General features: G+C 59.3%; 10 protein-coding genes. 7 read left to right on the forward strand and 3 right to left on the reverse strand.

Annotated elements, in window-relative coordinates:
- Positions 1–231 precede the first annotated feature (231 nt).
- Both ACR0MI_RS21465 and ACR0MI_RS21470 read right to left on the reverse strand, forming a co-directional pair.
- Positions 232–2625, reverse strand: a complete 2394-nt coding sequence (locus ACR0MI_RS21465) for a 1-deoxy-D-xylulose-5-phosphate synthase N-terminal domain-containing protein (RefSeq protein ID WP_170817303.1) — start codon at positions 2623–2625, stop codon at positions 232–234.
- A 14-nt stretch (positions 2626–2639) separates the two neighbouring features.
- Positions 2640–3839, reverse strand: a complete 1200-nt coding sequence (locus tag ACR0MI_RS21470) for a methionine gamma-lyase (protein ID WP_170612242.1) — start codon at positions 3837–3839, stop codon at positions 2640–2642.
- Positions 3840–3955: 116 nt separating this feature from the next.
- On the opposite strand from ACR0MI_RS21470, the gene ACR0MI_RS21475 reads away from it, so the two are divergent.
- The 3 genes from ACR0MI_RS21475 (at position 3956) to ACR0MI_RS21485 (ending at position 6076) form a co-directional block, all read left to right on the forward strand.
- Positions 3956–4411, forward strand: coding sequence for an Lrp/AsnC family transcriptional regulator (locus ACR0MI_RS21475; protein WP_170612240.1), 456 nt, complete (start codon positions 3956–3958; stop codon positions 4409–4411).
- Between the two features lie 170 nt (positions 4412–4581).
- Positions 4582–4758 carry a hypothetical protein gene (locus ACR0MI_RS21480; protein WP_170817304.1) on the forward strand — a complete coding sequence of 59 codons (177 nt, stop codon included), beginning with the start codon at positions 4582–4584 and terminating at the stop codon, positions 4756–4758.
- Between the two features lie 16 nt (positions 4759–4774).
- Positions 4775–6076: an aminotransferase class III-fold pyridoxal phosphate-dependent enzyme gene (locus ACR0MI_RS21485; RefSeq protein ID WP_170612236.1), complete on the forward strand. Its 1302-nt coding sequence runs from the start codon at positions 4775–4777 to the stop codon at positions 6074–6076.
- A 19-nt stretch (positions 6077–6095) separates the two neighbouring features.
- Here ACR0MI_RS21485 and ACR0MI_RS21490 read toward each other — a convergent pair whose 3' ends face one another.
- Complete coding sequence (locus ACR0MI_RS21490; RefSeq protein WP_170817305.1) at positions 6096–7034, reverse strand: GlxA family transcriptional regulator; 939 nt, start codon at positions 7032–7034, stop codon at positions 6096–6098.
- Between the two features lie 117 nt (positions 7035–7151).
- Here ACR0MI_RS21490 and ACR0MI_RS21495 point away from each other — a divergent pair, with 117 nt between their 5' ends.
- The 4 genes from ACR0MI_RS21495 to ACR0MI_RS21510 all read left to right on the forward strand — a co-directional run bounded on the left by ACR0MI_RS21495 (position 7152) and on the right by ACR0MI_RS21510 (position 13509).
- Positions 7152–9620: a CoA transferase gene (locus ACR0MI_RS21495; protein ID WP_170612232.1), complete on the forward strand. Its 2469-nt coding sequence runs from the start codon at positions 7152–7154 to the stop codon at positions 9618–9620.
- 357 nt (positions 9621–9977) lie between these two features.
- Positions 9978–10403, forward strand: coding sequence for an SRPBCC family protein (locus ACR0MI_RS21500; RefSeq protein ID WP_170815977.1), 426 nt, complete (start codon positions 9978–9980; stop codon positions 10401–10403).
- Positions 10396–11100 (forward strand): aspartate racemase/maleate isomerase family protein, encoded by a 705-nt coding sequence (locus ACR0MI_RS21505; protein ID WP_170612228.1) that lies wholly within the window; start codon positions 10396–10398, stop codon positions 11098–11100. The genes ACR0MI_RS21500 and ACR0MI_RS21505 overlap by 8 nt, the downstream gene beginning before the upstream one ends.
- Positions 11101–13509, forward strand: coding sequence for an FAD-dependent oxidoreductase (locus ACR0MI_RS21510; RefSeq protein WP_170612226.1), 2409 nt, complete (start codon positions 11101–11103; stop codon positions 13507–13509).
- Positions 13510–13725: the final 216 nt, after the last annotated feature.

Genomic DNA, 13725 nt, shown 5'->3' on the forward strand with positions numbered 1-13725 from the left:
AATTTGGCTGGCCTTTTCAAATTGATTTCCGAACAGCCACAGCCCGGTTGCCGTCGGATTGGAGATGGAATCCGGGATCAAGAAGAAGACCCATAGTTCCGGTCCGAATTGCAAGGATCGGCGCAAGCTGGTCGAAATCAAACCGGCATTACTTGGGTCGCAATTTCACGCCGAGGTGAGACGTCTTTGATCAAGGGGCCTCACCCTACAAAACGCTGCGATCAGAGGGTGTCAGTCCCTAACAAGGCCGATGCTCGGTTGTTGCATTGGTTTCCCATCTGTCAATCCGCTCACCTTTTCGATGATGGCATCGGCGTCAATGCAGTGGTGACGATAGAGGTCGCCGATCGTGCCGGTCTGACCGAAGTGCTCGACACCCATTGGAATCGTCGGATGTCCATGCACGGACCCCAGCCAGGACAGGGTCGCAGGATGCCCGTCGATCACCGTGATCAGTTTGCAGTGACGCGGAAGGTCAGACATCAGGGCTTCGATGTGGGACAGCGCCGCCTTGTTTCCGCGTGACCGTGCCCGTTGGGCGGCGGTCCATCCGGCATTCAACCGATCGGCGGACGTGACGGCCAGAACACCGATGTCCCGACGGCCTTCACAAATTGCTCCTGCGGCTTTGATCGCCTCTGGTGCAATTGCCCCTTGATAGGCGATTACGACCTCGCAATTGGGCCCAGGTTTGCGTAGCCAATAGGCCCCATCGATCGCACCCTGACGGAATTCGTCGTCCACGCGTTTGCCGGGCTGTTCGATCGGGTTGGTCGTCAGGCGCAGGTAGATCGACCCTCCGGTTTCATCACGCAGCCAGGTGCGCTCGTCCGGTTGTCCCTCGCCGTCGCGCTGGATGTAGTCGAAGGCCCATTCCATGATCACCGCCAACTCGTCGGCAAAGGCAGGTTCAAATGCGGCCAGCCCATCCTGGCTCATCCCGATCAGGGGGGTGCCGACGGACTGGTGCGCCCCACCTTCCGGAGCCAGTGTAACCCCCGACGGCGTGCCCACCAGTATGAAGCGCGCGTCCTGGTAGCAGGCATAGTTCAATGCATCGAGTCCGCGGCAGACAAAGGGGTCATAAACCGTTCCAATCGGGATCAGCCGCTTTCCAAACAGGGAATGCGAAAGACCCGCCGCGCCCAGCAACAGCATCAGATTCATTTCAGCAATCCCGAGTTCGATATGCTGCCCTTCCGGCGTGAACTCCCATTTGGCCGTCGAGGGGATACGATGTTCGACAAAGGCGTCGGTCTGTTCGGAACGCGCGAAAAGCTTGCGACGGTTCACCCATGGCCCAAGATTGGTGGTGCCGGTTACGTCAGGCGACGTTGTCACAATGCGTTCGGCCAGTTGGCTGTCGCCCTTGGACAAGGCGTCCAGAATCTTGCCGAAAGCCATCTGGGTTGAAATCTCACGGCTGGTGTCGATCCCTATTGGCGGCACATCCAGCTTGTCATCAAGATAGCGCCGAGGACCTTTGGCAAAGAATGGCGCTTTGGACAGGAAGTCTTTCAGGGCTTCAGGGTCCTCAACTGCAGCGAGCGGATTCCATTCCTCACCCTCAAGCACGCCCATATGGGCCTGCCACGCGGCAAACTGACTGTTGTTCATCAACCCGCCGTGGTTGTCCTTGTGACCGGCAATGGGCGTGCCCCAGCCCTTTACCGTATAGGCTAGAAAGCAAGTCGGGCGATCATGGTCGATCGCGGCAAATGTCCGGGACATGGTCTCGACGCAGTTGCCACCGAGGTTTTCCATCAAGGCCGCCAGTTCCGCGTCCGTGCGCCGTTCGATAAGCGCCGTGACGTCTCCCTGATCGCCCAGATCGTCCATCAGGCGCTGGCGCCACACCGCACCTCCCATGAACGTTAGGGCCGAATAGTCCTGATTGGGGCAGGCGTCGATCCAGTTCCGCAACCGGTCCCCTCCGGGCTCTTCGAATGCAGCGCGTTGCAGGACGCCGTATTTCACGCGTACGACATCCCAGCCAAAAGCATCAAAGATCTTCTCGATCCGCGCGAACAGCCCTTCGCGTACGATCCCATCCAGTGACTGGCGGTTGTAGTCGATGATCCACCAAGTGTTGCGCAGGTCGTTCTTCCACCCTTCCTGCAACGCCTCGTAGATATTGCCTTCGTCCAATTCGGCATCGCCGACCAGTGCAACCATGCGACCCAATGGGGCGTCTGCACCCCAGCTTTTGGCCTTGATGTAATCCTGAATGATCGAGGCAAACGAGGTGATTGCGACACCCAGGCCCACTGACCCGGTCGAGAAGTCTACGTCATCGATATCCTTGGTTCGGCTGGGGTAGCTCTGAACACCGCCAAATCCGCGGAAGTTTTCCATTTTCTCGCGGGTCTGGTTGCCCATGAGGTACTGCATCGCGTGAAAGACCGGCGACGCGTGGGGTTTGACGGCGACCCTGTCCTCCGGCCGCAGGGCCGAGAAATAGAGCGCCGTCATGATCGATACCATCGAGGCGGACGAAGCCTGATGACCACCGATCTTGATCCCATCCACCTTGGGCCGGACATGATTGGCATGGTGGATCATCCAATGCGACAACCACAGCAGGCGTTGTTCAACGATTTTCAACTGGGTGGGATCAATGTGCATGGCGGTCTCCGGGTTCAGGCGGCGCTGCGGGCAGGGTAGGGCAAAGCCTGCTCCAGGTCTGCAAGGATGTCTTCGACGTCTTCAAGCCCGACTGACAGGCGGATCAGGCCATCGCTGATTCCATGCTCGGCCCGCTCTTCCGGGGTGTATGTCGAATGGGTCATCGAGGCCGGGTGCTGGATCAGGGTTTCCGCATCGCCCAGCGAGACTGCGCGTTGGATCATGGTCAGTCGGTTCATGAATTCGATCCCGCCGGACAGGCCGGATTTGATTTCAAACGCAATCATGGCTCCGGGCTGCGACATCTGGCGCTGCGCAACATCATGTTGGGCAAAACTCTTGAGACCAGGGAAAGATACGTCACCGACAGCGGGGTGGGCCTCGAGATATTCAGCGACAACTTCAGCCGATGCGCAGTGGCGGTCGATCCGCAAATTCAGGGTCTTCAGCCCTCGCAGGATCAGCATCGCGTTGAAGGGCGCCATCACCGCGCCGGTCATGTCCTTCATCCCGACCAGGCGGATCTCGGCAATCTGTTCCGCCGAGCCCACAACCAGGCCAGCAACCACGTCTCCGTGCCCGCCAAGGTATTTTGTGGCGGAATGCAGAACGATGTCGGCACCGTGTTCAATCGGTCGGGTCAGATATGGGCTGGCATAAGTGTTGTCGACCACGACCTTTGCGCCGACCGTGTGCGCGATCTTTGCATGGGCGGCAATGTCCACAAGCCGCATATTCGGGTTTGCCGGCGTTTCGAAATAGACCACACGCGTTTTGTCCGACACAGCGGCACGCAGGTTTTCAGGGTCCGTCATATCGACATGCGTGATCGTGACACCCCATTTCGCCAACCCGTGGCGCATGAACGCAAAGGTGCAGCCATAGAGTGTCTTGTCGACGATAACTTCGTCGCCTGGCGACAGCAGGGTCCAAAGCACTGCGGTAATGGCACCCATGCCGCTGGAAAGGGCCAGCCCGGCCTCAGCCCCTTCGAGCACCGCAATCCGGCGTTCCAGAAGATCGCACGTGGGGTTCGAAATACGGCTGTAGATATGGCCTTCGCGTTCACCTGCGAACATCTCGCCGCCGGCCTCGGCCGTTTCGAAGGAAAAGGTGGAGGTCAAATGCAGCGGCGGGGTCAGCGCGCCGTCATTTTCCAACGGGTTGTAAGCATGGTGGATGGCGCGGGTAGCAAAGCCGGTTGAGCGGGTCATGACAAACTCCTGATTCCAGTTGGAGCCAGTTTGCACCTTTACATTGGGTGATGGGTTGCGAATTATACTAACATTGAGGTCGAAATTGGCAGGATCTGCCAATCGTGGGAAGGAAAATGGACGCCAAGGACAGACAGATCATCCGTGCCCTCCAACGGGATGGGCGCATGACCAATCAGGATCTTGCGGATGCGGTCAGCCTCTCTCCGTCGCCCTGCCTGCGCCGGGTCAAGAACCTTGAGGCCAGTGGGATCATCAAGGGATACAGCGCCGATGTGGACGCCACCGCATACGGGATGGCTATTACCGTCTTTGTGCGTATCCGGCTGGAGCGGCACAACGAAACGGATGTACAGAATTTTGAAGGGCGGATTCGGATGATCGAGGAAGTTCTCGAATGCCATGTGTTGACCGGTGCCATGGACTATCAGTTGCGCGTTCTTGTTTCGGATCTCGAGGCTTACGAAGACTTTATCCGCAATCGCATTCACCCGATTGGCGGTATCGCCTCCATCGATACCAGCTTTGTCTACGGAACGGTAAAGAAAACAGCCGTTTTCCCATCCACCTGATCGGCAACGCTCTGTCCGTTTCGCGCCCACGTAGATGCACGCGCCTCACATCGAGCTCTGTGGCCAAGGGCTTTGTAAGCCAAGCCTGCCTGGTCCGTTCTGCAGCACCGGAAGGCCGGAGAACCCGTTACCGAAAAGTCGTCTTGCCCGATTGTTTCCTTGTCGCCAGAGTGGCTGAAAAGCAGGAGGGTGGCGTGGCTGGTCACATGCGCGATGCGATCTTTGGTGCGGGCGCAGTCGATTGTTCGACATCGCGGCATCTGGCTGAGGCCGCGCGGGCCGACGCTGCTGGAAAGAAACGTGCTGACAGCCGGGGCCACTCGGCCCGCGGCGGGCAAATTTGGTGAAGGGCAAGAAGGACAGATGACCAAATCCAGCGACCTGTTTCAGCAAGCCCGACAATCGATGCCCGGGGGCATCTCACACCGCTATCGCTGGCGCTTGCCGAACCCGATCTATATCACCCGTGCGCTGGGCGCGCATAAGTGGGACGCTGATGGCAATCGATATATCGATTTCAAGATGGGTGCGGCCAGCCAGATGATGGGCCATTGCCACCCCGAAATTGTCAAAGCCCTGCAGGCGCAAGCGGCGGAAGCGATCTTTGCGGCTGACTGCAACCCGATCGAGGTCGACTGGTCACGCAAGATCTGCGATCTGGTTCCGTCGGTAGAGCGGGTCCGCTTCACCGCGTCCGGAACCGAGGCAACGATGCTGGCCCTGCGCATCGCCCGCGCCTTCACTGGCCGTGACAAGATCCTTCGCGTGGACGGGCATTACCATGGCTGGCATGATCACGTTCTGAAGGGGTCCAAACCGGGATCGGATGTGCCGCCATCACTGGGTGTTCCCGCAGCCGTCGCAGCGCTGACCGACATCTGCCCGCCTGATGCGGACATGTTGAACAGGATGCTCGCCACCAAGGACTATGCTGCGGTGATTGTCGAAGCCTCGGGCGCCAATTACGGCGCAGTGCCGATGGCGCAGGCGGTTCTGGGAGCCGCCCAATCCGCCGCGCATCGAAATGGCAGCCTGCTGATCCTGGATGAGATCATCACTGGTTTCCGCTGGTCCCCCGGTGGGCGTCAGGCCCTGGCCGGTACCACGCCCGACCTGACGACCATGGCCAAGATCGTCACCGGCGGTATGCCGGGAGGTGCCGTCGGCGGCACGGCCGACGTCATGGCGATGCTCGACCCGTCCGTCACGACCCGGGGACATACCCCGGCTGTGCTGCACCAGGGAACCTTCAACGGAGCGCCCATCGTGGCCGCAACCGGATCGGTGATGATGGACCTTTTGGCGGATGGTTCGGCCCAGGCCCATGCGGACAGGATCGCGGCGGATATTCGGAGTGGCGTGAACGAGCTGTTCTCCAATCACGGCATCGAAGGGCTGTGCTATGGCGAAAGCTCGACGTTCCACCTCTGGTTCGGGCCGCACGAAGGGACGATGGACGGGATACCCGCCGCGACCATTCGCGGACCCGCACCCAAGCTGGTCGCGGGGCTACAGGATGCTCTGAACCGCAACGGCGTTGACCTGATGTCCGCAATGAGCGCCGTAACATCGGCTGCGCATAGTGACGATGATGTTTCGGATACACTGAATGCGTTCGACCGGGCACTGGAAGAGATGAAACCGGTTCTCAACGAGACGCAGTAGCGTCACAGTACCGGGCATTTCACCACATTTGCTTGTGCTTGCGCGTCGATCCGATGCTGACGCCGAACTGCCGCGAAAACGCCTTGGACAAAGACTGTGCGGAGGAATAGCCACAGCGCATCGCAACCTCTTCCAGAACAAGGTTCGTGTGCGCAACCAGGTCGCGGGCGCGCGACAGGCGCATCAACTGGTAATAGCGTTGGGGCGGCATCCCAAGTTCTTTGACAAAGATGCGCGAGATGGACCGAACCGAAAGGTTGGCCCGCCGCGCGAGGTCCACGATTTGCATCGGAGCCTCGACATTTTCTGCCATTATGGAAATGCAGCGCCGCAGTTTTTCCGACCCTTTGGGTTGCATGGCGCTGAGTCCAAGCCCACCGAACCGCGCACCGTCATGCAGGAACATGCTGGCCGCATCATGCGCCAGCGCGTCACCGTATCGTTCCGAAATCAGGGCGATCATCAAATCCATGGCCGTCGACGCGCCGCCGCAGGTCCAGATCGGACCGTCGCGGACAAATCTGTCCGGCAGGGTCTCGACATTTGGAAACGCCTCCGAAAACTCAGTCAGTGTTTGCCAGTGCAGGGTTGCCCGACGCCCGTCCAGCAATCCCCAGGAAGCAAGAAACCACGCCCCAGTATCCGCCCCGATGACCGTCTCCGCCTGTCTGGTCAGCGCGACGCATTTTCTGCTGGCCGGTTTCGAGGCGTTCTGCCTGAACTCGTCTCCGCCGACCACCATCAACAGATCGCAGGCGCCCGCGTCAACCAGGGTGACGTCCGGCGAAAGACGCAGACCACTGGAGCTGCGAACTGCATCGTCGTCAGGCGTCACAATAGACCAGTGGATGTCGGCGCCGGTCTGATCCCGTACAACGCGCAGCGGCTCCAAAAGGCAGGCCAGCAGCATGTTGGAAAATTTGTCAAACAGCAGGACGTTGATTTTGAGTGCCAGCATTTCGTCCGATTTGGGATGTTTTTTGGCAAATTAGGACAACGTCCGCTGAAAATTCAAGACTACGCTTTCCCCAATTTGCAGTCGAACCAACCACAACGGCAAAAGGGCCTGACCACCATGCGCGACCGACCGCTTTCGAACATTCGGGTTCTTGATTTCGGCCAATATCTGGCCGGGCCGCTGGTCGGGATGATGTTGGCCGATATGGGGGCGGATGTGATCCGCATTGATCCTCCGGGCGGACCGCGCCTGAAATCACCCGCATCGGATATGCTGTCACGTGGAAAATCCAACCTGGAATTGGACCTTAAATCGCCAGGCGGTCTTCAGACAGCCCTGCAACTTGTTCAGCGCGCCGATGTTGTCATCGACAATTTCCGGCCGGGTGTGATGAAACGTCTTGGTCTGGGACCGGACGCCCTGCGGCAGGCAAATCCCGCCATTGTTTCACTATCGATGCCCGGCTTTGCCTCAACCGATCCGGAACTGGCCGATATTGCAGCGTGGGAGGCAGTGATCGCTGCGCGCACAGGGCAGTTCACGGATATGGGCCTGAACCGCCGGCTGATGGGGATCAACCCATCCTTCACTCCGCTGGGGCTGGCTTCGGCCTACGGGGCGACGTTTGGTGCCATGTCGGTGCTGTTTGCACTTCGCGCGCGGGGCAGAAATGGCGGGGATCATATCGAGGTTCCGCTGGCCTCGGCCCTTCTGGAGGGGCTGGTCTACAATTGTCAGCAAATCGAGGACTATCCGGATCGCTACAAATCCCCGCGCGAGGTTGAACTGGAACGGCGCGCGGCAGAAGGTTTGCCGCTGAATCTGGAGTTTTCGGAATTGTCGGAATTCCTCGACCCGTTCTACCGGACCTACCCCTGCGCAGATGGCCGGGGTTTTTATGTTGTGGCATGCAGCATCAAGGGCCATCCTGAACGCGCGCTTCAAACGCTTGGGCTTGGCGATATGGTTGAAAGCCTGCCAGATTTCGACGCCTATCTGGATCAGAAAGACTGGCCCGCGGAATGGTCTACACGCAACTATCCGGTCGGCGTTTCGGACCGCGCCCGCGTATCCACCGCGATGAAAGAGGCCTTTCTGACCCGTCCGGCCCACGAGTGGGAGGCGCTGTTCGGGGCATCGAAAGCACCGGCAACGGCCCAGCGATCCTCACAGGAATGGCTGAATGATCCGCACGCGCTGGCTTCGGGCCTTGTGCTGGAAGTCGAACATCCCGTGCACGGCAGGATGCGCCAGATGGGCAATGTCGCGTGGTTGGCAGAGGATGCCGAGGCTCCGGTCAAGCACGCGGCCACGCCTGCCGATCTTGCCGCGCTTCTGTCCGAAGCGCCCCGGGCCTCGGCGGTCGTCGTCACTGCCGGACAGGGTTGGCTGGACGGGCTGAAGGTTCTGGACCTGACCAATGTCATCGCGGGCCCCACCATCGGCTCGACCCTTGCGCGGTTCGGAGGCGAAGTCACTTTGGTACAACCGGTCGATCCGTCGGTAGACCCCTGGAATGCCGTTGTCTTTGGCATGCACGCGCATCGCGGCAAGAAGAGCATCCTTTTGAACCTGCGCAGCGACGAAGGGCAAGAGGCACTGGCGCGCCTGATCGCTGAATCCGACGTCATCACCATGAACGGCACCGATGCGCAGCGCGATGCGCTGGGGTTGTCGCCGGACCGGTTAAAAAGCATCAATCCGAAGCTGATCCTGGTTCAGCTGGACGCATTTGGCGGGCCGAAGATCGGGCCGAAGTCCAACCACCTTGGCTATGACGATCTGGCCCAGGCGGCCACCGGTGTCATGGTGCGTTTCGGCGGCGGCATGGAAACGCCGGAAGAGCACGCGCATTTCGGCACGATCGACGTTTTGACCGGGTACTGTGCCTGCGTGGCGCTTGGCGGGGCGCTGATGCGGCTGGACCAGACAGGAGAGGGCGGCATTGCGCGTGCCTCGCTGGCGGCTGCGGGCAACCTGATTCAGGCCCAGTTCATGTATGACTATGACGGGCGGGCGTTGTTTGACGAACCTTCGGGGCGTCAGGCGCTGGGCTGGGGGCCGTTCTATCATTGCTATAAAGCGGCGGACGGCTGGATATTCTTCGCCGCCCCAACCGAGCGAGAGAAGGCTTTGGCGAATATCCCCGAACTTGCCGAACTTGCCAATCTATCGGAGTTTGAAGTGCAGGCCGACCTGGCATCGCGCTTCCGCGAACGTCCCGTGGCCTTTTGGAAAGCAGCATTCGCCGCTTCGTCCAGCGCCGTTGTTCCATTAGGGTCGCTGCACGAAACCCGCGATGCCGCCCTGCAACCGGAAAGCGGTGGAGCGGTTGATCTGTCACAGGCGACATTCCGCGCGATCCGCCATGACCGGCATCCGATGGGCCGCTGGACTGATCTGGTGGCGCCAAATGCCGTGCGCCCGAAAAAGGGCCGTATCACAGTGCCTTCGCACATGCCAAAATATGGGGCCCACACGCGCGAAATCCTGGCGCGGATCGGGTTGGCCGAAGATGCAATTGATCACATGATCAAGACCGGGGCAGCGGCAATGCAGTGGTCCGACAAATACCTTCCCGAATAAGGGCAGTGGGTCCGGAGTGCTCGGGCTGATCTTGGGCAAGCGGAGTGGGCTGTTAGACCCATCGGTTGGACATCGGTCCGATGCGCGCTCGACGCAGCGCTTTCGGACTAGCAATCTGTCGACCATGGAAAGTGTCACACGATCCTCGCGCGAAACCGTAAGGCCCATGAGTGTCCAGTTCCACGACTGTTATCGTTGACTCGCAGACCGCCCGAGCGTGGACGATTGGCGCGAAGTTGGTGCACAATCAATATGGGATCGCGCTCTCACATCCCCGTTGAACGACACAAAGGATATTCACGCGATTTACCACTCGCTTGGGTCACTGAAAGGGAAAAGATGCACGTTTTTCGCAGTATGATCATAGATGCAAATATCGACCGGGTCTGGCGGGCCGTCCGAAACTTTGACGGGTTAGCAGCCTGGAACCCCGGAGTGGATAAGGCCACATTGGAAAATGGAGCGCCGACCGCGACCGGGTCAATTCGCAGCCTGCAGATTCGCGACGGGACGGTGTTTCGCGAGACCCTGCTTGCGCATTCCGACATCGACCACTTCTATACCTACGACATTCTCGAAAGTCCGCTTCCCGTCGAAGGATACGTTTCGACGCATCGATTTATCCCGATATCACATACAGATCAGACCCTGGGCATTTGGGAAAGCCGATTTAACTGTGCGCCTGATGTCGCAAACGAGATGGACAGTATCGTGGGTGACGCAATCTACATTGGTGGCATGGAAGGTTTGAACCGATATCTCAGGGAGAACCAGCATGACTGACACGCTCGCGCCCCGCGCCATTGTCGGCGTGATGACACCGGCGATGAATACCGTCGTGCAGCCGGAGCTGGAGCTTTTGCGACCGAACGGTGTGACCAACCAGATGCAGCGCTTTCGCCTTGGTGGGGAGGCTGTGTCGGATGATCTGCCTGAAGAAGCGGCCAAGCTGATGGATTGTAACCCCGGGGTAATTGCCGTGGGGCTGACAACGGATGCAGGGGCGGGTGGGCCGGACAAGCTGGCGGCCCGGTGCTCGGAAGTCTCTGACCAGGTGGGCGTGCGTTTGCTGGGCGCTTCGCAGGCCAACTACGCGGCGCTTCGCGCACTTGGGGCGGTGCGGGTCGGAGTTGTCACCCCGTTCAGCGCAGAAGTGGATGCTGTTGTAAAAGCCAATACCGAGGCCGCCGGATTTGAGGTTGCCGCGATCAAAGGAACGGCGGCGCCGACACTCCCCGAGATTTGCGAAACACCGCTTGACGATATTCGCGCCGTCTTCTCTCAGGTGGCTGCATCGGACTGCGATGTCATCCTTCAGGTTGGCACCGCATTGCCTGTGATCTCACTGATCGCGGAACTGGAGGCGCGCTATGAAAAACCGATCGTTGCATGCAATGCGGCCGTGTATTGGCAAGCGCTTCGCGCCATCGGCATCAAGGATGCGATCCCGGGCTACGGCACATTGCTGGAGAAAAACTGAATGCAGGATCACGTGCAGGTCGCCGTCATCGGTGGCGGTGCCGTAGGGGCGGCTATCCTTTACCATCTTGCCAAGGCGGGCATTGCCGATGCGCTGCTGCTCGAGAAAAATGAGCTGACGGCTGGCTCGACCTGGCATGCGGCAGGCAACATTCCCACTTACGCCAACTCGTGGCTGGGGATGCGCGCGGGCAACTACGCCTGGCGTCTTTACAAGGAACTTGCAACCCACCCGGATGCACCGATTACCTACCGCCACACCAAGGCAATCTGGCCCGCACACACGCCAGAGCGGATGCAGCTGTTTCAGCATTTGTGTGGCGTGTCGCGATCCGCGGGGTTCGAGCTTTCGATGCTGGAACCGTCCGAAATTGAGAAAATGCACCCTTACTGGAAAGCGGGGAATGACGTTCTGGGCGGAATTCTGGACCCCTATGAAGGTGATATTGATCCCAGCCAGTTGACGCAGGCCTTGGCCAAACACGCGCGGGACATGGGAGCCGAGGTGCGCCGCTATACCAAAGTCACCGGCCTCAGACAGCGCAGCAGCGGAGACTGGGAGGTCGAAACATCGGCTGGCAGCCTGATTGCGGAAACCGTAATCAATGCGGCGGGGTCTAGCGGCGCGCAGATCGCCGCGCTTGCCGGAATGAACCTGCCTGTCGTGACCCTGGAACATCAATACATGGTTACGAGCGCCTTGCCTGAGCTGGACGCGGACAGTGATCTTTTCCCGCTGATCCGGGACCCGGATCTAAGGTTCTACCTGCGCAGGGAACGGAACGCGTTCCTGCTGGGGTCTTACGCGCATGAAGGTCGACCTGTCTGGATGGATGGTGTTCCCGGGGATTTTGACCATCAGCTTTTTGCCGACGATGTCGACGGGATGATGGCGGTGTTCGAGGCTGCATGCAGCCATGTCCCGCTGCTGGAACAAGCCGGAGCACAACGTTTCGTGAATGGCCCCATTCCTTATGCGCCGGATGCTCTGCCGCTTGTCGGCCCGGCAAGTGGCGTACGAAATTTCTTCCACGCGACCGGTGTTCAGATCGGAATCACGCATTCAGCCGCGATTGGCAAGGCAATGGCCGAATGGTTGACCGCAGGCGAAACCGAATGGGATCTGAGCGCTTGGGATCCGCGACGCTTTGGCGACTGGGCATGCGGGGATTATGCGGCGCGCCGGGCGTCGGAGCATTACGATCTGCAATATGCGATCCCTTACCCCCACCGCATTCTGACCTCAGGGCGACCCGTCAGGCAGTCTCCGCTTTACGACCATCTGGTTTCACAGGGCGCGGTCATGGGGCAGATCGGCGGTTGGGAACGTGCCTTCTGGTTTGATCCGGCACCTGGTTCAGAGGCTCATGATCTAAGCTTTGGCGAAGAAGCATGGAATGAGCCGGTCCGCAAGGAATGCGAGGCCGTTCGGGATGCGGTCGGTATCATGGATCATGGCGGCTTTACCAAATTCACGCTCGAAGGTCCGGATGCGGCCGCGGTTTTGAACAGGGTCTTCTGTAGTTCCCTGCCGGACGTTGGACGGGTGCGCCTGTCTTACATGCTGACACCAAACGGAAAGATCTGGTCCGAGGCAACGATCGCCCGGCTGGCCGATGACCGCTTTCTGCTCTGTGGTCCGACACTTGCCGTGGACCGTGACTACGACTGGATCGCGGGACAGATAGGCGACGCCGATGCCACGCTCACCCGGCAGCACGAACGAGATGGCGCACTTCTGGTCATGGGTCCGAAATCCCGTGCGCTTCTTGAGCCTTTTACAGACGGCGACCTGACCCGGCCCTGGATGAGCGTTACCGAGACGACGATCGCCGACGTACCAGTCACCGCCCTCAGGGTGAGTTACGTGGGTGAATTGGGTTGGGAGCTTCATGTCCCTTCCGAGCAGCTGACAACGCTTTACCAGGCCATTTGGGAGGTCGGGCAAAACCATGGTATTCGAAATTTCGGCTCCTACGCACTGAACGCAATGCGGGTTGAAAAGGGTTATCACGGCTGGCCTGCTGATTTTGGCACGGAATACACACTCTTTGACGCGGGGCTGGCGAGCTTTGCCAACCTGAACAAGGGGCCGTTCACAGGGCGCGAAGCTGTCATGCAGCAAAAGCGCGAGGTGCCAGCCTGGCAATTCATCGGACTTGAAATTACGGACCCTGGCCCGGATCCGTTGCCGTCTGATCCCATTGTCCTGGGCGATCGAGTAATCGGTTACCTCACATCCGTGTCGATGGGGTTCCGAAGCGGTCGTCTTATCTCGCTGGGTTATGTGGAAACGGGAACTCTGGACATTGGCCAAAGCTGCCACGTTCAAGCCTTTGGCGCGCTTCGATCTGCCGTTCGTCACAACCACCACGTCTATGACCCAGAGAACATGCGGTTGCGCGCTTGAGTTCCGCAAGCACTGGTTCCTGGTCACGAGCATGGGCGAAAACCGTAAAACGTTCGCGGGTGGAAACCTCGCATTGGAAACGGATCGGTTGCCTTTCCAGCACCACGAAAACCGTGGTCCGGAAAATTCCTCACGTAAATCGACACGCTGTGATATAAACAAAATCGAATATTAAGGGGCTGCGAAAAGTTCCTCCATTCTGTTGGTATAGTTGAT

The organism is Ruegeria sp. D4, assembly GCF_056534475.1.

Coding starts and splice junctions, on each gene's coding strand:
- ACR0MI_RS21490 (WP_170817305.1), bottom strand. CDS start 7,034: ATGCTGGCACTCAAAATCAACGTCCTGCTGTTTGACAAATTTTCCAAC.
- ACR0MI_RS21475 (WP_170612240.1), top strand. CDS start 3,956: ATGGACGCCAAGGACAGACAGATCATCCGTGCCCTCCAACGGGATGGG.
- ACR0MI_RS21500 (WP_170815977.1), top strand. CDS start 9,978: ATGATCATAGATGCAAATATCGACCGGGTCTGGCGGGCCGTCCGAAAC.
- ACR0MI_RS21510 (WP_170612226.1), top strand. CDS start 11,101: ATGCAGGATCACGTGCAGGTCGCCGTCATCGGTGGCGGTGCCGTAGGG.
- ACR0MI_RS21465 (WP_170817303.1), bottom strand. CDS start 2,625: ATGCACATTGATCCCACCCAGTTGAAAATCGTTGAACAACGCCTGCTG.
- ACR0MI_RS21470 (WP_170612242.1), bottom strand. CDS start 3,839: ATGACCCGCTCAACCGGCTTTGCTACCCGCGCCATCCACCATGCTTAC.
- ACR0MI_RS21505 (WP_170612228.1), top strand. CDS start 10,396: ATGACTGACACGCTCGCGCCCCGCGCCATTGTCGGCGTGATGACACCG.
- ACR0MI_RS21485 (WP_170612236.1), top strand. CDS start 4,775: ATGACCAAATCCAGCGACCTGTTTCAGCAAGCCCGACAATCGATGCCC.
- ACR0MI_RS21495 (WP_170612232.1), top strand. CDS start 7,152: ATGCGCGACCGACCGCTTTCGAACATTCGGGTTCTTGATTTCGGCCAA.